This window comes from Streptomyces sp. BL1 (genome assembly GCF_057628045.1).
In genome coordinates this window covers 2,759,449-2,776,413 of the sequence record NZ_JBXYWZ010000002.1, presented here as the reverse complement: position 1 = coordinate 2,776,413, position 16,965 = coordinate 2,759,449, and the positions used below count along the sequence as shown (strand labels likewise).

The 16,965-nt window shown below is 71.3% G+C and carries 15 protein-coding genes; 7 read left to right on the top strand and 8 right to left on the bottom strand.

Annotated elements, in window-relative coordinates; genetic code table 11:
• Positions 1-128 precede the first annotated feature (128 nt).
• The 3 genes from AC3AGO_RS12150 to glgX form a co-directional block, all read right to left on the bottom strand.
• Complete coding sequence (locus tag AC3AGO_RS12150) at positions 129-2,066, bottom strand: ABC transporter ATP-binding protein (RefSeq protein WP_487820179.1); 1,938 nt, start codon at positions 2,064-2,066, stop codon at positions 129-131.
• On the bottom strand, positions 2,063-3,904 hold the full coding sequence (locus AC3AGO_RS12145; protein ID WP_487820178.1) for an ABC transporter ATP-binding protein: 1,842 nt from the start codon (positions 3,902-3,904) through the stop codon (positions 2,063-2,065). Before AC3AGO_RS12145 ends, AC3AGO_RS12150 begins: the two co-directional genes overlap by 4 nt.
• A 94-nt stretch (positions 3,905-3,998) precedes the next feature.
• Positions 3,999-6,341 (bottom strand): glycogen debranching protein GlgX, encoded by a 2,343-nt coding sequence (glgX, locus tag AC3AGO_RS12140; RefSeq protein WP_487820177.1) that lies wholly within the window; start codon positions 6,339-6,341, stop codon positions 3,999-4,001.
• Positions 6,342-6,508: 167 nt separating this feature from the next.
• Between glgX and AC3AGO_RS12135 the strand changes: the two genes are divergently transcribed.
• From AC3AGO_RS12135 to AC3AGO_RS12115, 5 genes are all read left to right on the top strand, one after another.
• Positions 6,509-7,714 carry a L,D-transpeptidase gene (locus tag AC3AGO_RS12135; RefSeq protein ID WP_487820176.1) on the top strand — a complete coding sequence of 402 codons (1,206 nt, stop codon included), beginning with the start codon at positions 6,509-6,511 and terminating at the stop codon, positions 7,712-7,714.
• Between the two features lie 276 nt (positions 7,715-7,990).
• Complete coding sequence (locus tag AC3AGO_RS12130; RefSeq protein WP_487824628.1) at positions 7,991-9,286, top strand: L,D-transpeptidase; 1,296 nt, start codon at positions 7,991-7,993, stop codon at positions 9,284-9,286.
• Between the two features lie 50 nt (positions 9,287-9,336).
• The gene (locus AC3AGO_RS12125) at positions 9,337-10,104 is read left to right on the top strand and encodes an enoyl-CoA hydratase/isomerase family protein (RefSeq protein WP_487820175.1); all 768 of its coding nucleotides are present in this window, start codon (positions 9,337-9,339) and stop codon (positions 10,102-10,104) included.
• A gap of 403 nt (positions 10,105-10,507) precedes the next feature.
• Positions 10,508-10,942: an ATP-binding protein gene (locus AC3AGO_RS12120; RefSeq protein WP_487824627.1), complete on the top strand. Its 435-nt coding sequence runs from the start codon at positions 10,508-10,510 to the stop codon at positions 10,940-10,942.
• Positions 10,943-11,138: 196 nt separating this feature from the next.
• A complete protein-coding gene (locus AC3AGO_RS12115) occupies positions 11,139-11,579 on the top strand; it encodes a hypothetical protein (protein ID WP_487820174.1) in 441 nt (146 codons plus the stop codon).
• Between the two features lie 235 nt (positions 11,580-11,814).
• Here AC3AGO_RS12115 and AC3AGO_RS12110 read toward each other — a convergent pair whose 3' ends face one another.
• From AC3AGO_RS12110 to AC3AGO_RS12095, 4 genes are all read right to left on the bottom strand, one after another.
• The gene (locus AC3AGO_RS12110) at positions 11,815-12,234 is read right to left on the bottom strand and encodes a rodlin (protein WP_487820173.1); all 420 of its coding nucleotides are present in this window, start codon (positions 12,232-12,234) and stop codon (positions 11,815-11,817) included.
• Between the two features lie 127 nt (positions 12,235-12,361).
• Positions 12,362-12,661 carry a hypothetical protein gene (locus AC3AGO_RS12105; protein WP_487820172.1) on the bottom strand — a complete coding sequence of 100 codons (300 nt, stop codon included), beginning with the start codon at positions 12,659-12,661 and terminating at the stop codon, positions 12,362-12,364.
• A 214-nt stretch (positions 12,662-12,875) separates the two neighbouring features.
• A complete protein-coding gene (locus AC3AGO_RS12100; RefSeq protein ID WP_487820171.1) occupies positions 12,876-13,109 on the bottom strand; it encodes a chaplin in 234 nt (77 codons plus the stop codon).
• A 199-nt stretch (positions 13,110-13,308) separates the two neighbouring features.
• Positions 13,309-13,719, bottom strand: a complete 411-nt coding sequence (locus AC3AGO_RS12095) for a rodlin (RefSeq protein ID WP_487820170.1) — start codon at positions 13,717-13,719, stop codon at positions 13,309-13,311.
• Positions 13,720-14,023: 304 nt separating this feature from the next.
• Here AC3AGO_RS12095 and AC3AGO_RS12090 point away from each other — a divergent pair, with 304 nt between their 5' ends.
• On the top strand, positions 14,024-14,263 hold the full coding sequence (locus AC3AGO_RS12090) for a chaplin (RefSeq protein WP_487820169.1): 240 nt from the start codon (positions 14,024-14,026) through the stop codon (positions 14,261-14,263).
• 232 nt (positions 14,264-14,495) lie between these two features.
• Positions 14,496-15,434 (top strand): D-alanyl-D-alanine carboxypeptidase family protein, encoded by a 939-nt coding sequence (locus AC3AGO_RS12085; RefSeq protein ID WP_487820168.1) that lies wholly within the window; start codon positions 14,496-14,498, stop codon positions 15,432-15,434.
• Between the two features lie 109 nt (positions 15,435-15,543).
• Here the strand turns inward: AC3AGO_RS12085 and AC3AGO_RS12080 are convergent, their stop codons facing one another.
• Positions 15,544-16,926, bottom strand: coding sequence for an L-serine ammonia-lyase (locus tag AC3AGO_RS12080; RefSeq protein ID WP_487820167.1), 1,383 nt, complete (start codon positions 16,924-16,926; stop codon positions 15,544-15,546).
• Positions 16,927-16,965 lie beyond the last annotated feature (39 nt).

Here is a 16,965-nt window from a genome sequence, read left to right as displayed (position 1 = left end):
TACGGGGGCGTCGTCAAGTTGGCCGGAAGCCGTCCGTTGTCCGAAATCCGCGTCCGCTCACCGGACGGTTCGGGACGGCGCAGAGCGCCACGGGACGGCCGCCGTACGGGCCCGCTGCCGTACGGGCGTCACGCCAGACTGTCCTCCCAGGCGCCGTTCAGCGCCGCGAACCGTCCGTTCCCGGAGGCCAGTTCAGCCGGTGCGCCGTCCTCCACGACACGGCCCGCCTCCATGACGAGCACCCGGTCGGCCACCCGTACCGTCGACAGCCTGTGCGCGATCACGACGGCCGTACGTCCGTGCAGGACTGTCGCCATCGCCCGCTGTACGGCACGTTCGCCGGGCACGTCGAGCGACGAGGTCGCCTCGTCGAGGATCAGTACGCCGGGGTCGGCCAGCAGGGCCCGGGCGAAGCCCACCAGTTGGCGCTGCCCGGCGGAGATCCGCCCGCCCCTTTTGCGTACGTCCGTGTCGTAGCCGTCGGGCAGCGCGGTGATGAACTCGTGCGCCCCGATGGCTTTTGCGGCCTCCTCGATCCGTTCGCGCGAGGCGTCGGGCCTGCCGATCGCGATGTTGTCCGCGACCGTTCCGGAGAACAGGAACGCCTCCTGGGTGACCAGCACGACGGCCTGTCGCAGCGTGGCGCCGTCGAGGTCGCGCAGATCGACGCCGTCCACCAGGACCCGGCCCGCCGTCGGGTCGTAGAACCGCGCCAGCAGTTTCGCCAGGGTCGACTTGCCGGCGCCCGTCGCGCCGACGACGGCGACCGTCTCGCCCGCCGCCAGCTCCAGATCGCAGCGCGGCAGCACCTCGCCGCCCGTGCGGTAGCCGAAGCGCACCGCGTCGAAGTGCACGTGCCGGCCGGGCTGTTCGCTTGGACGCGCGGGCAGGGTGCGCGGCCGTACGGGCGCCGGTACGGACGGCGCCTGGGCCAGCAGCCCCGCGATCTTCTCCAGCGAGGCGGCGGCCGACTGGTAGGAGTTGAGGAACATGCCGAGCCGGTCGATGGGGTCGTACAGCCGCCGCAGGTACAGCACGGCGGCCGCGAGCACGCCCAGCGCGAGCCCGCCGGAGGCGACCCGGTACGCGCCCCACACCACCAGCGCGGCGACCGCCGTGTTGCCCGCCAGCCGGGACAGGAAGACGTACCGGCCCATCTCCAGCGTGACGCGGCTGTTCGCGTCCTCGTGCCGCGAGTTGAGCTCGGCGAACGCCGCGTCGTTGGCCCGCTCCCTGCGGAACGACTGCACGGGACGGATGCCGTTCATGGTCTCCGCGAACTTCACGACGACCGCGGCGATCGCGGTGGACCGGCGGCGCGAGACCCGCAGGGAACGGCGCCGGTAGTCCCGTACGAGCAGGGCCAGCGGGACGAAGGACAGCAGCGCGGCACCGCCCAGACCGACGTCCAGCCAGCACAGCAGCACACCGATGTAGACGGTGGACAGGATGAGGGCGAGGAGCTCCTGCAGCCCGTCGTTGAGGAGCTGCCGCAGCGCCTCGACGTCCGTGGTGGCGCGCGAGATGAGCCGTCCCGACGTGTAGCGGTCGTGGAAGTCGACGCTGAGGGCCTGCGCGTGCCGGTGGATGCGCTGCCTCAGGTCGAGCAGCGCGTCCTGGCTGATCCGGGCCGAGGCGCGGGTGAAGGCGTACTGCAGGACGCCCGCCGCCAGCGCGCAGCACAGACAGGCCGCGGCGACGGCGAGCAGCGGCCCGTGGTCGCCGCGCGCCCGGAGCGCGGGCACCGCGCGGTCCAGGGCGAGTGCCACGAGCAACGGGCCCGCCTGCGCGGCGGCCTGCTGGAGCAGCAGCAGAACGGCGGCTACGGCGACCCGGCGGCGGTGCGGGCGGAGCAGTTCGCCGAGCAGCCCGCGCGCCGCGCCCCGGGGAGCGGGCAGCCGGTCACGGTCGAACGGGTCGCCGTCCGGGCCCGGTTCGGTCTGTGCGTCCTGTCCGGCCTGCCCGTCCTGTCCGGCCCCGGGCGGCGCCGTGGCCGGGGCCTTGCCGTCGGGGGGTTCGTCCTCGTCGTCGTGCCCGGCGGGCCGTACAGCGCTGCCGCTCGTCACCGTTCCCCCTCACTCCCGCTCTCGCCCGCCGGGGTGCCGTCTCCGTCTGCCGTGCCGTCGCCGTCCGTCTCGCCGGACATCAGGTGGCGGTACTCCGCGTTGTCGCGGAGCAGTTCGGCGTGCGTGCCGACAGCCGTGATGCGGCCGCCCGACAACAGCGCGACCCGGTCGGCCAGTTGCACGGTGGACGGCCGGTGGGCGACGACCAGTGCGGTGGACGCCGCCAGTACGTCGCGCAGCGCCGCCTCGACGGCCGCCTCCGTGTGCACGTCCAGCGCGGACAGCGGGTCGTCGAGCACCAGGAAGCGGGGCTGCCCGACGACCGCACGGGCCAGGGCGATGCGCTGCCGCTGACCGCCCGACAGACTGAGGCCCTGCTCGCCGACCTGCGTACGGGCGCCGTGCGGAAGGGCGCTCACGAAACCGTCGGCCTGTGCGACGCGCAGCGCGCGCACGGCGTTCTCGGGGCCGTCCGTGTCCGAACCGCCGCCTCCCATCCGTACGTTGTCGTCCACCGAGGCGGAGAACAGCGTCGGCTCCTCGAAGGCGACCGCCACCCGGGTGCGCAGCGCGGCGCGCGGCATGGTCGCGATGTCCGTGCCGTCCAGCGTGATGTGCCCGGACGTCGCCTCGTACAGCCGCGGTACCAGCGCCGTCAGCGTGGTCTTGCCGCTGCCGGTGGCACCCACGAGGGCCATCGTCTCGCCCGCGCGGACGTGCAGGTCGACGCCGTCCAGCACGGGCGGCGCACCGGGCGGCGCGTCCGGGTAGCGGAAGCCGACCTGCTCGAACCGCAGCCCGTCGGCGCCCTGCCGGTGCGGCCGTCCCTCGCGCACGTCGTCCGGTACGGGCGCGTCCATCACCTCGAAGTAGCGGTCGGTGGCGGTGGCCGCGTCGTTGCTGATGGCGAGCAGGAAGCCGAGGGACTCGACCGGCCAGCGCAGCGCCAGCGCCGTCGACAGGAACGCCACCAGCGTGCCGGCGGAAAGCTGCCCGTCGGCCACCCGCACGGTGCCCAGCACCAGCGCGCCGCCGATGGCGAGTTCCGGCAGACAGACCACCACCGACCAGATGGCCGCCAGCAGCCGCGCCTTGTGCAGTTCGGTGCCGCGCACCCGCTCGGCGTCCCTGCGGAACGCGCGCGCCTGACTGCGGTGCCGCCCGAAGCCCTTGACGATGCGGATGCCGAGAACGGTCTCCTCGACGTTCGTGGTCAGATCGCCGAGCTGGTCCTGCGCGGTGCGCGCCGCCAGCGAGTAGCGCATCTCGAACGCCGTGCAGAGCGCGACCAGCGGGAACAGCGGCGTGAGGATCACCAGCCCCAGCGTCCACTCCTGCGCGACCAGCACGCCGTAACCCACCACGATCGTCGCCCCGTTGACGACCAGGAACGTCAGCGGGAAGGCGAGGAACATCCGCAGCAGCTGAAGATCCGTCGTCCCGCGGGACAGCAGCTGGCCGCTGGACCAGCGGTCGTGGAAGACGACGGGAAGCCGCTGCAGCCGGGCGTACAGATCGCGGCGCAGTGCGGCCTCGACCCCGGCGAGCGGCCGGGCGATGAGCCACCGGCGCATCCCGATCAGCACCGCCTCGGCCAGGCCGAGCACCAGCAGCAGCGCCCCGCCCAGCCACACCCCGCCGCCGTCCCGGGCCGCGACCGGGCCGTCGACGATCCACTTCAGGACCAGCGGCACCGCAAGTGCCGTACAGGAGGCGGCGATTCCCACCGCGCCGGCCGCCGCCAGCCGGCCCCGGACGGGCCGTACGTACGGCCACAGCCGTAACAGCGAACGCACCGCGGACCGCCGCCCGCCCTTCCGGTCCGGTCTGCCACCCATCCGTCCGACAGTACGGAGGACCATCCGGCCCCACATCCGGTTTTCGGCGCCGGAGAGCCGGCCGCTCCCGGCCGCGGGCCGCACCGCGTTCCGTTCAGCCGAGGACGCGCAGCAGCTGGACGGAGCGGGGCGGCAGCGGCAGCGCCTCGCCCGCCGTGTGCCGGGTGCCCGGCGGCGCCGACTGGTCCTCCCGCGCCGTGTCGGCGAGTAGTTCGTACGCGGCGCCCCAGCGTGCGTCGGGCAGCCGGAAGGAGCCCTCCTCCGCGCCGGCGTGCAGCACGCACAGGAAGCTGTCGTCGCGTATGGGGACGCTCTTCGCGTCGCGCTGCGGAATGTCGCGGCCGGACAGATACATGCCGAGGGACCCGCTCGGCGCGAACCAGTCGGACTCCGTCATCTCCTCCCCGCCGCCCGTGAACCACGCCAGATCGCGCAGCCCTTCGGCACCGTGAGCCCGCCCGGAGAAGAACGCCTTGCGGCGCAGCACGGGGTGCTCGCGCCGCAGCCGCACCAGGCGGGAGGTCAGAGCGAAAAGTTCACGCCATTCCGCGGAGTCCAGCAGCGACCAGTCCACCCAACTCGTCTCACTGTCCTGGCAGTACGCGTTGTTGTTGCCGCCCTGTGTGCGCCCCATCTCGTCGCCGGCCACCAGCATCGGCACACCCGTCGACAGCAGCAGTGTGGTCAGCATGCTGCGCAACTGCCGCCGCCGCAGGGCGCACACCTGCGGCTCGTCCGTCTCGCCCTCCGCACCGCAGTTCCACGCCCGGTTGTCGTCCGTGCCGTCCCGGTTGCCCTCACCGTTCGCCGCGTTGTGCTTCTGCTCGTACGACACGAGGTCGCGCAGGGTGAACCCGTCGTGCGCGGTGACGAAGTTGACGGACGCGTACGGACGGCGGCCGCCCCACGCGTACAGGTCGCTCGACCCCGACAGCCGGTAGCCGAGGTCCCGTACGTCCGGCAGCGCGCCCCGCCAGAAGTCCCGCACGGTGTCGCGGTAGCGGTCGTTCCACTCGGTCCACAGCGGAGGGAACGCGCCCACCTGATAGCCGCCGCTGCCCACGTCCCACGGCTCGGCGATCAGTTTCACCCGGCGCAGCACCGGGTCCTGCGCGATGACCGCCAGGAACGGCGACAGCATGTCGACGTCGTGCATCGAACGGGCCAGCGCCGACGCGAGGTCGAAGCGGAAGCCGTCGACGCCCATCTCCTGCACCCAGTAGCGCAGCGAGTCCGTGATGAGCCGCAGCACGTGCGGCTGGACGACGTGCAGTGTGTTGCCGCAGCCCGTGTAGTCGGCGTACCGGCGCGGGTCGTGCTGTCCCAGCCGGTAGTAGCCGCGGTTGTCGATGCCGCGCAGCGACAGGGTGGGGCCGAGCTCGCCGGCCTCCGCGGTGTGGTTGTAGACGACGTCGAGGATCACCTCGATACCGGCGGCGTGCAGGGCGCGCACCATCCGCTTGAACTCGCCCACCTGCTGACCGCGCGTCCCCGTCGCGGCGTACCCGGCGTGCGGTGCGAAATAGCCGACGGAGTTGTAGCCCCAGTAGTTGCGCAGCCCGCGGCGCAGCAGATGGTCCTCGTGCGCGAACTGATGCACCGGCAGCAGCTCCACGGCCGTGACACCGAGTTGCCGCAGATGGCCCACGGCCGCCGGGTGCGCGAGCCCCGCGTACGTGCCGCGCAGCTCCTCGGGGATGTCCGGATGGCGCATCGTGAACCCGCGCACGTGCAGCTCGTACAGCACGGAGTCCGGCCACGGGGTCTTCGGTCTGCGGTCGTCGGACCAGCTGTCCTCGTCGTGCACGACGACACCCTTCGGCACGTACGGCGCCGAGTCCCGCTCGTCGCGCACCGTGTCGGCGAGCTCCTGCTGCGGCCAGTCCCGCACATGCCCGTACACCTCGGGCGGCAGCGCGCCGAACTCCCCGTCGACAGCGCGCGCGTACGGGTCGAGCAGCAGTTTCGCCGGGTTCCAGCGGGCGCCGGTCCACGGGTCCCAGCGGCCGTGCACCCGGTAGCCGTACCGCTGCCCCGGCGGCACGCCCGGGACGAAGCCGTGCCAGATCTCGTGGGTCAGTTCGGGCAGCGGACAGCGGGTCTCCGTACCGTCGTCGGCGAACAGGCACAGCTCGACGGCCTCGGCACCGGCCGCCCACAGCGCGAAGTTCGTGCCCGCCACACCGTCGGGGCCGTTGTGGTGCCGGGCGCCGAGGGGCTCCGAACTGCCGGGCCAGACAGTCCTTCCGGCATCCGCTCCGGAGACGGCTGCCGCGGCGGCCGGTGCCGTGGGGACCGGCTCCGCCCCGGCGGGCACGGCCGGTGCGGGCCGTGCCGGCGCGGGGTGGCCGTTCGGCCCGGCCGGCCGCAGCGCGGCGTGGGCCCCGGACCCGCCGTCGGCCGGGACCGCGGCCCCCTGCTCAGGTGCGTGCGACACGTGACTGCCTCCCGCGGCTCGCGGCTGCTCTGCCGTCCTGCCTGCCATTCTTCCCGAACGGGACACCGCCCTCACACGCGTGATCGATTCGTTTCCCTTGTGCGCCACGGTCGTTGGTCTCCCCGACAGCGATCCCCGGGTGATCCTGCGGGGGCGACGGCGGGGCGATGAAGGCGAAAGTGACGAAGAAGGCGACCTGGGCCAGGCTGTGTTCGGTGCTCGTGGCGGGGCTGTGCGCCCTGACGGCGGGCTGTGCGACGGACGGTGACGACGCGGAACCGCCGGAGCGGGCCATCCGGGTGACCCCGGACGACGGCACGCGGGAGGTACGGGCCTCGGCTCCGTTGCGGGTGTCGGTGGCGGAGGGCCGGCTGGAGCGGGTGCGTGTCGTCCGCGAGGGAGACGTACGGGACCGGGCGCTGCGCGGGAGGCTCTCGGACGACGGCCGCACGTGGCAGCCCGCCGCCGGACACCGCACGCTCGCGCTCGCCGGCCGGTACACGGTCGACGCGGTCGCCCTCGACGGCGACGGACGGCGCGTCGCCCGGCACAGCAGCTTCACCACGTACGTTCCCGAGCACCGTTTCATCGGTTTCTTCACGCCCGAGAACGGGCAGCGGACCGGTACCGCGACGATCCCGTCCATCGACTTCAACCGGCCCATCGGGGACCGGCCCGCCGTCGAACGCGCCATCCGCGTACGGACGAGCCCGCACACCGAGGTGGCCCCGCACTGGTTCGGCCGCTCGCGGCTGGACTTCCGGCCGCGCACATACTGGAAGCCCGGCACGCGGGTGGCGCTCGACCTGCGGCTGCGCGATGTGCAGGGCGCACCCGGCTCGTACGGCGTCCAGCAGAAGACGGTGCACTTCACGATCGGCCGCGACCAGCGCAGCGTCGTCGACGCGGCCGCCAGGACCCTCACCGTGCGCCGTGCCGGCAGGGTGGTGCGGCAGTTCCCGGTCACCGCGGGGGACGCGGGGAACCCCACGTACAACGGCAGGATGGTCGTCTCCGAGAAGTACGACGTGACCCGGATGAACGGGCAGACGGTCGGCTTCGGCGGCGAGTACGACATCGACGACGTGCCGCACGCCATGCGGCTCACCGACAGCGGCACCTTCCTGCACGGCAACTACTGGGCGCCCAAGGGGACGTTCGGTTCCGCCAACACCAGCCACGGGTGTGTCGGACTGTCCGACACGAAGGGCGGCAGCCCGGTGTCGCCTGCCGGGCGCTTCTACAACAGCTCACTGGTCGGCGATCTGGTCACCGTACGGGGCTCCGACGAGACGACCGTGCGGCCGGACAACGGGCTCGGCGGCTGGAACATGAGCTGGCACGCCTGGAAGGCCGGATCTGCCCGGACCTGACCCCCGCGCCCCGCCGTCTCGCTGCCCCGGCCGCCCCCGCTGACCCGAACTGACCCTTCTTGTCCGGTCCTTACTGTTCCTGGCCGGTCTCCACTCATCTCCCCGAAACCGCGACGGAACGGTGACACATGCGGGGGAGACCCTGTCGGCGCTGTGTGGTTATCTGACGGGGAAGAGGGAGCAGTGAGACGGCGGCGAGGTTGCCCGCCGGTGTACGGCACACGACCCGGGGGCGCACACGGGTGCGCGCATTCCGTGTGAGGGGAGCGGTCCGTGGTGGATCCGAAGTCCATCGCCAGGAGCAAGTGGCAGCTCGTGACGGCGCGCGGTGACAGCAGGGCGCAGGTGATAGGCGGTTCGGCCGCCGGTCTCGTGGTGCTGGCCGTCGTCCTGCTGCTGGTCCTCACCACCTGCGGAGGCGGCAGCAGCGGAGCCGACGACGGCGGAGGCAAGCGCCCCGCCGGCGCGGACGGCGAGCTGAAGGGCCCGTCCGACGCCGCGATACGCATAGCGCCCAAGGACGGCGCCGACGACGTCGCGCCCACCGGAGCCCTCGAAGTGACCGCCGACAAGGGCAAACTGACCGAGGTCACCGTGAAGGACGAGGACGGCAAGGCCGTCAAGGGCGGGATCGCCGGGGACGGCGCCTCCTGGAAGCCGGAGAGCCACCTGGCGACCGGCACCTCGTACACCGTCGACGCGCGCGCCACCGACGGCAAGGGCCGGAAGGCCGGCAAGAGCGCGGAGTTCACGACGCTCACCCCGAAGAACCCCCTGGTCGGCCGCTTCACCCCCGAGGACGGCGACAAGGTCGGCGCGGGCATGCCGGTGTCGATCGAGTTCAACCGCCCCGTGCAGGACCGGGCCGCCGTGGAGAAGGCGATATCCGTCACCGCCGACCCCGAAGTCCGCGTCGAGGGCCACTGGTTCGGCGACCAGCGCCTCGACTTCCGGCCCGAGGAGTACTGGAAGAAGGGCACCGAGGTCACCCTCGACCTGGGCCTGGACGGCGTGGAGGGCGACGACGGGGTGTACGCGACGCAGGACAAGCGCGTGCAGTTCACCGTCCAGCGGCACCAGGTCAGCGTCGTCGACGCGAAGACGAAGAAGATGACCGTCACCCGGGACGGCAAGAAGATCAAGACGGTGCCGATCACCTCGGGCGAGCCCGCGCATTCCACGTACAACGGCCGGATGGTCATCAGCGAGCGGCTGAAGAAGACCCGGATGGACGGCGAGACGGTCGGATTCGGCCGGAACGAGGAAGCCGGCGGGTACGACATCAAGGACGTCCCGCACGCCATGCGGCTCAGCACCTCGGGGACCTTCATCCACGGCAACTACTGGAACCCGGAGTCCACGTTCGGCAAGGCCAACGTGAGCCACGGCTGCGTCGGGCTCTTCGACCTGCGCGGCGGCGGCTCGAAGACGACCCCGGGCGCCTGGTTCTTCCGCAACTCGATCGTCGGCGACGTCGTGGAGATCAAGAACTCCAAGGACACGACGGTGCAGCCGGACAACGGCCTGAACGGATGGAACATGAGCTGGTCCAAGTGGACCGCCGCGCAGTGACCGCGGGAGGAGGCAGTGACCGCCGGGCGGACAGGCCATAACCTGCCCGCATGACTGTGAACTTCGAGGTCGCCGAGGGCGTGGCCACCGTCCGTCTCGACCGTCCCCCGATGAACGCGCTGGACACCGCCACCCAGGACCGCATCCTGGAGCTGGCGGGCGAGGCGAGCGCCCGCGACGACGTACGCGCCGTCGTGCTGTACGGCGGCGAGAAGGTGTTCGCCGCGGGCGCGGACATCAAGGAGATGCGGGAGATGGACCACGCCGCGATGGTCGCCCGCTCCAAGGCGCTGCAGGACTCCTTCACCGCGGTCGCGCGCATCCCGAAGCCCGTCGTGGCCGCCGTGACCGGCTACGCGCTGGGCGGCGGCTGCGAGTTGGCGCTCTGCGCCGACATCCGCATCGCGGGGGAGGGCGCCAAGCTCGGCCAGCCCGAGATCCTGCTGGGCCTCATCCCGGGCGCCGGCGGCACCCAGCGGCTCTCCCGGCTCGTCGGCCCGTCCCGGGCCAAGGACCTCATCTTCACGGGCCGTCAGGTGAAGGCACCGGAGGCCCTGTCGATCGGCCTGGTGGACCGCGTGGTGCCGGACGCCGAGGTGTACGAGCAGGCGCACGCGTGGGCGGCGCGGCTGGCGGCCGGGCCCGCGATGGCGCTGCGCGCGGCCAAGGAGTCGGTGGACGCGGGTCTGGACGCCGGCATCGACACGGGGCTGACCGTCGAACGCAACTGGTTCGCCGGGCTGTTCGCCACGGAGGACCGGGAGACGGGCATGCGCAGCTTCGTCGAGGAGGGCCCGGGGAAGGCCAAGTTCCGCTGACGGAGCCCGCACACGGCGCGGTGCGCGGGCGGCCCGAACGGTGCCCGACGCCCCGGCAACTCTTCTTTCGGGTGGGGTGGTTGGGGGTGGCGGGAAAATGCGCCGCCTGCGCGCCCCACCTTGTGGGGGACTCAGCCCCACCTTAAGAAAACCCTGTGCGGAGCCCCTTGATCGCCCGTGGTGAGGGCGCACCTACCGGCAGTCACCGCTGGTCAGCGGCGTACGACGGGGTGTGCGCTGCCCTCGGCATATGCGTGACGGCGGGCGTGGAAGGGGATCTTCCGCAACGACGGATTGGCCCGAACGGCTCCCTGATCTCCCGGTCGGCGCCATGATGGTGGCCATGGCGGGTCAGGGAGATGTGGCGAGCGTGACCGAGAGAGCTCCGGAGGGCTCCGGCGACATGACGGGGAACGGCGCCGCGAGCAAGGTCCTCGAACTGGTCGGCGATCCGACCGCCGAGGAGGTCCGCCTTCCCAACCGCCCCGAGTCCGCGAGCACGGCCCGCCGTCTCGCCCATGTGGTCCTGCGGGAGCGCTGGTCGATGCCCGCGCCGTCGGCGGAGAACGCCGTCCTGCTGGTGTCCGAGCTCGTCGGCAATGCCGTACGGCACACGGGCGCGCACGTGTTCGGCCTGCGGATGCTCCGCCGGCGCGGCTGGATCCGCATCGAGGTCCGCGATCCGTCACGAGGGCTGCCCTGTCTGCTGCCGGTGGGCGAGATGGACACCAGCGGCCGCGGGCTGTTCCTCGTCGACACGCTCTCCGACCGGTGGGGCGTCGACCTGCTGCCCCGCGGCAAGACCACCTGGTTCGAGATGCGCCTCGCGGACCACTGAGCCCCGCCCCGCCCGCCGCTGACGAGGGCTCAGGCTGACGCGCTCTCAGGAGCCGTGCCGCGCCGCCCTTGTGGCGCCCCGCATCCCTCGTGCGTGTCCTCATGCCCCCTGTATTGCCAGAGGCGCTGGAATGCCCCATTTTCCTGGACTACGGTATGTATGCACGCGAATACGTACCGTTCTTACTCTGTGGCTGGTGGTTTCTGTGGCGGCGCACGCCTCTCGTCCGACGTCCCCCGCCCGGCGCGCGCTGGTGCGCGCCGGGCTGCTCGCCGGTCTCGCCGGCGCCGCGCTCGGCGCGGGCGGCGCGGCCACCGCGAGCGCTGCCGAGCCAGGGGGCCCCGCGTCCGCGCCGGAGGCCCAGGAGATGCCGGGCGCCAAGGAGGTCAAGGAGGGCATCCTCGGGTCCGCACAGGGCCTCGGAGCGGCTGCCGACGGCGGCCTCGGCGCGGTGAAGGAGCTGCAGCTCAACCCGCTCGCCAATACGGGCGTCGACCCGCTGGACAACGGAATCGGCGCCCAGGTCGCGGACTTCAAGCCGGTGAACACCCGGCTGGTCACCGAGTCGCTGGCGCGCGGCGCCTCGCTCGACGAACTGCCCGTCGTGGGCTCCGTGACGGAGCCGCTGCCCGGCTGACCTGCCGCCGCACAGCCCGTCGCGACAGCGCCCCGCCAACCGCACTCCGGTGGCGGGGCGTTCTCGTGCGACATCGCCGTACGGGAGCGTCCGCGGGCGCAAGCAGCGCCGGGGCAGCCGGGGACGTACGAGGGCCGGGACGCACGAGGGCCCGGGGCGAGTTCTCGACTCGCCCCGGGCCCCGCATGGTCCTGCCGTGCCCGCCGGCCGGTGGCCGACGGGCAGGTGCGCCGGATCAGTTGTTGCCGGCGCCGTTCTCGCCGAGAACCGGAACGTCCTCGAGGACGTGCGACAGCGGCGCGTCGCCCTGGGACTGGTTCGAGTTCTCCGCGCACTGCTGCTGCTGCTGCTGGGACAGGATCGGGATGTCCTGGACCGTGATCGGGATCAGGCCGACGACGGAGCCGACGTTGAGCTTCTGCGGCAGGCCGATGCAGGGCTTGTTGAGCGAGCCCTGGACGAGCGCCATCTGCGGGCTCATGTCGCCGTGGGTGGCCTGGTTGCCGTAGGCCTGGCTGGCGCCGGCCCCGTTCTGCGAGGCGCCGGGACCGTACTCGCCGGTGTCCGAGTCGGCCAGCGCCTGGGGGGCCGCCATCGCCGAAACGCCGACGATGGAAACGGCGATGGTGGCCGTCGACAGCATCTTCTTCATCATGGTGACTTCTTCTTTCCTATACGGCGTGCGTAACTCAGCCCGGAGGCAAAAGGAACAACTGGCGCCACGGAGTTGAGTTATCCGGATTCACCCGATCGGATCCCGGAACTACCCGGCCGGGTCAGTGTCATTCCCCGCCCAGCAGGTGCCGGCCGGCATTCTTCGGTCCGCTCCCGGCAAGTCCCGTGGCCGCGTTCTTCAGGGAATCGGTCAGCGGACCGTCGACACCCACCGGAGCCTCCTCCAGGATCGCGTCCTCGAGGGGGTGTTCCTGCAGGGCCTCCTGGAGTCCGTTGTCCAGGCTGAAGTTCGGGCCGTCGGCACCGGCGGCGTAATTGGAACCGGGGGTGCCGGCGAGAGCCGGAGATGCCGAGCCCAGTGCCAGCATGGATCCGACAATGACCGCGGCGGACTTCGCATACTTCATGGGTTTCTCCCGGGGCGCGTTCGCAGGGCTTCGACTTCGTTGTTCTCAACGAGCGTGCGGTGCGCTGGAAACGGCACCGGAGGGAAACAGGGGGAACGGCCCCGGTGCAGGACCTGTTCCGATGCGGGAACTCTCCCGAAGAAATGGCCCCGGAGTACGGCTGCTTACTCCGGGGCCACGTCGGGAGGAACTGCCCCGCTTACGGCGAACCGCGTCAGTCGCTCACGCAGGTGTTGCCGAAGGCCGGGTTCAGCAGCCCGATGACGTCGATGGTGTTGCCGCAGACGTTCACCGGAACGTGCACCGGAACCTGGACGTTGTTGCCGGAGATGACGCCGGGGGAGCCGGCGGCACCGCCCGAGGCGCCGGAGTCGGCCATGGCCGGGGCGGCGGTGCCGAGGGCCATCAGGGTGCCCGCGGCGAACGCGGCAGTCTTCATGTACTTCATGTTTTGTACCTTTCCGCTGCGGAGCGGTCGGTGACACGTCCTCGTGCCGCCGGGCACCACGTGCCCGGATTCTCCGCTGCAGCTAGTTGTAAGGAGGAACTCGGCCGTGCCGCACGAGGCGGGGCGGAAAACCGCCGCCAACTCACCCGTGTGACACGGATTTGTTTGTCGTACGAGTCATATGACCCGTGAAACGACGTCAGTTGTTGCCGGCACCGTTCTCGGAAACGACCGGCAGGTCCTCCACGAGGTGCGACAGCGGCGCGTCGCCCTGGGCCTCGGTGGAGTTCTCGGCGCACTGCTGCTGCTGCTGCTGGGACAGGACCGGGATGTCCTGGACCGTGATCGGGATCAGGCCGACGACGGAGCCGACGTTGAGCTTCTGCAGAACGCCGATGCAGGGCTTGTTGAGGGTGCCCTGGATCAGGTTCGGCTGCGGGCTCATGTCGCCGTGGGTGGCCTGGTCGCCGTAGGCCTGCGACGAACCGTTGCCGTTCTGCGAGGTCCCGGAGCCGTACTCGCCCAGGTCGCTGTCGGCCAGGGCCTGCGGCGCGGAGATGCCGACGATGGCAACACCGACCGCCGCGGCGGCGAGCGCGTTCTTGATCATGTTTCACCCTTCTTGGGAGCGAAGTCCAACGTTCGGAGCGACCTGATCAACTCATGGGTCCGCGTTTAGTTCCGTGGATTCACCCGGACGACGCAAATAATCCGGTCGCGCTGTTCTGCGGGCAGTGTTGCAGCGCCTCTGCCTGCGAATGCGCGGACACACCCGGCGAACACCCGTGCAGTTTCTGCCCGTTGGGCCAAACGAGGTAATGCAGTCGAATACCCGTATCGCTACGGGAGTTCGGCCGTTCACTATGGTGCGGCGTCAAAAGGGGCCGTGAGGAATCCGTCTGGAGGGGTACTCCATGAACGCTGCGAAGAAGGCCGCTCTGGTCGTTGTCTCTGCCGGCCTCGCCGCCGGTGCGGGTGCCGGCGCCGCTGTCGCCGACAGTGGTGCGAGCGGCGGTGCCTCGGGCTCGCCCGGCGCGGTCTCGGGCAACAATCTCCAGGTGCCGATCGACATCCCGGTGAACCTCACCGGTAACTCGGTCAACGTCATCGGCCTGCTGAACCCGACGATGGGGAACACGGCCGTCAGCCAGTGACCCCGCGATGAGACGGGGCGGCCATCGGGCCGCCGTCCGCGAAAGGCCCCGCTCCAGGCGGGGCCTTTTTGCTGTCCGCACGGATGTCCGGGTTCCTGCGGAGTCGGGTAAACAAGGCCCCAAGTATCCGCAGGCACCACAACCGTCCGCCCTCGCCGTTCGTCTGTGCTTCCGACCGAGTTGTACGACCGGGTCGTGCGACTGAGTGACACCGGACGACGGAGCGAACCGAGTGAGACACATAGCAAGAGCGGCCCGCAGAGCCGGCGCCGTGGCCGTCGCGGCGGGCGCGGTACTGGTGGCGGGGCCGTTGGCGGCGCCGGGCCAGGCGTACGCGGCGGCCGGCCCCTCGGGCGTGGCCGCCAAGGGGGCGTTCCTGCTCGACAGCGGGGCCAACAAGACGCTGTGGGGCAAGGCGCCGGACACCCGCCGGCAGATGGCCAGCACCACCAAGGTGATGACCGCGGCGCTGGTGACCAGCCTCAGCGCGAGCGGAGGCAAGAGCCTCGACACCAAGGTCACGGTGAAGAAGTCCTACCGGGACTACGTGACCAAGTGGGGCGCCAGCACCGCGGATCTGCGCACCGGCGACAAGCTGACGGCCCGTCAGCTGCTCTACGCGCTGCTGCTGCCCTCGGGCTGCGACGCGGCGTACGCGCTCGCCGACACGTACGGCAAGGGCGGCACGCAGGCGGCCCGGACCGCCGACTTCATCGCGAAGATGAACAAGAAGGCCGCCCAGCAGGGCATGAAGAACACGAAGTTCGACTCCTTCGACGGCATCTCGAAGACCGGCAGGAACTACTCCACGCCGCGGGACATGGCGAAGCTCGGCCGGTACGCGCTGACGAGCAAGAACATCCGCACCGTGGCGAAGACCACGAAGGGCGTGCAGAAGGCTTCCAACGGCCGCACGTACACCTGGTACAACACCAACAAGCTGCTCGGCTCGTACAAGGGCGTCACCGGCATCAAGACGGGGACGGGCAGCGCGGCCGGGCCGTGCCTGGTGTTCTCCGCGACCCGGAACGGCCGCACCGTCGTCGGCACGATCCTCAACAGCGGCAACCGCTACCCGGACGCGACGAAGATGCTCGACTGGGCCTTCAAGCAGAAGACCCCCACCACCGTGAAGCTCCGCCAACTCCCCCCGGGAGCCCAGCGGGACTGACGAAAAGGGGGCGCGGGGAACTGCGCGAACCCGACCACAGCGGAACCGCGCCCCTCCAACATCCCGCAGGGTCACCCGCGCCGGAATCGCGCGGCTCCCGCGGAGCGGTTCAGCACTCGATGACGTTGACCGCGAGCCCGCCCCGCGCCGTCTCCTTGTACTTGACCTTCATGTCGGCGCCCGTCTCGCGCATCGTCTTGATGACCTTGTCCAGGGAGACCTGGTGCCGGCCGTCGCCGCGCAGTGCCATCTTCGCCGCGGTGACGGCCTTCACCGAGGCCATGCCGTTCCGTTCGATGCACGGGATCTGGACGAGCCCGCCGACCGGGTCGCAGGTGAGGCCGAGGTTGTGCTCCATGCCGATCTCGGCGGCGTTCTCGACCTGTTCGGGGGAGCCGCCGAGGAGCTCGGCGAGTCCGCCGGCCGCCATCGAGCAGGCGGAGCCGACCTCGCCCTGGCAGCCGACCTCGGCGCCGGAGATGGAGGCGTTCTCCTTGAAGAGCATGCCGATGGCGCCGGCCGCGAGCAGGAAGCGCACGATCGCGTCGTCGTCGGTGCCGGGCACGAAGTTCATCGCGTAGTGCAGCACGGCCGGGATGATGCCGGCGGCGCCGTTCGTCGGCGCGGTCACGACGCGGCCGCCCGCCGCGTTCTCCTCGTTGACCGCCATCGCGTAGAGGGTGATCCACTCCATGGCGAGCGCGTCGGCGTTGCCCTCGGCGCGCAGCTGGCGGGCCGAAGTGGCCGCGCGGCGGCGGACCTTGAGGCCGCCGGGGAGGATGCCCTCCTGGCTCATGCCGCGGGCCACGCAGGCCCGCATGGCGGTCCAGATCTCCAGCAGGCCGGCCCGGATCTCGTCCTCGGTGCGCCAGGCCTTCTCGTTCTCCAGCATCAGCGCGGAGACCGACAGGCCCGTCTCGCGGGTCAGCCGCAGCAGTTCGTCGCCGGTGCGGAAGGGGTGTTTGAGCACGGTGTCGTCGAGCACGATGCGGTCCTCGCCGACCGCGTCCTCGTCGACGACGAAGCCGCCGCCGACCGAGTAATAGGTCTTCTCCTGCAGCGGGTTGCCGGACTCGTCGTACGCGAAGAGGGTCATGCCGTTCGCGTGGTACGGCAGCGAGCGGCGGCGGTGCAGGATCAGCTGCTTCGGCTCGTGGAAGTCGATCTCGTGCGCGTCGCCTATCTCCGCGCCGAGCAGCCGCAGCCGGCCGGACTGGCGGATGCGGGCGACACGTTCGTCCGCCGAGTCGACGTCGACGGTGCGCGGCGACTCGCCCTCCAGGCCCAGGAGTACGGCCTTGGGTGTGCCGTGGCCGTGGCCCGTCGCACCGAGGGAGCCGAAGAGTTCGGCGCGTACCGAGGCGGTGTGCGCGAGCACCCCCTCGTTCTTCAGCCGGCGGGCGAACATCAGCGCCGCGCGCATCGGGCCGACGGTGTGCGAGCTGGAGGGCCCGATGCCGATCGAGAAGAGATCGAAGACGGAAATGGCCATGGTGGCGGACTCCTGCGTCCGGAAGGGGTGTTACGGGGA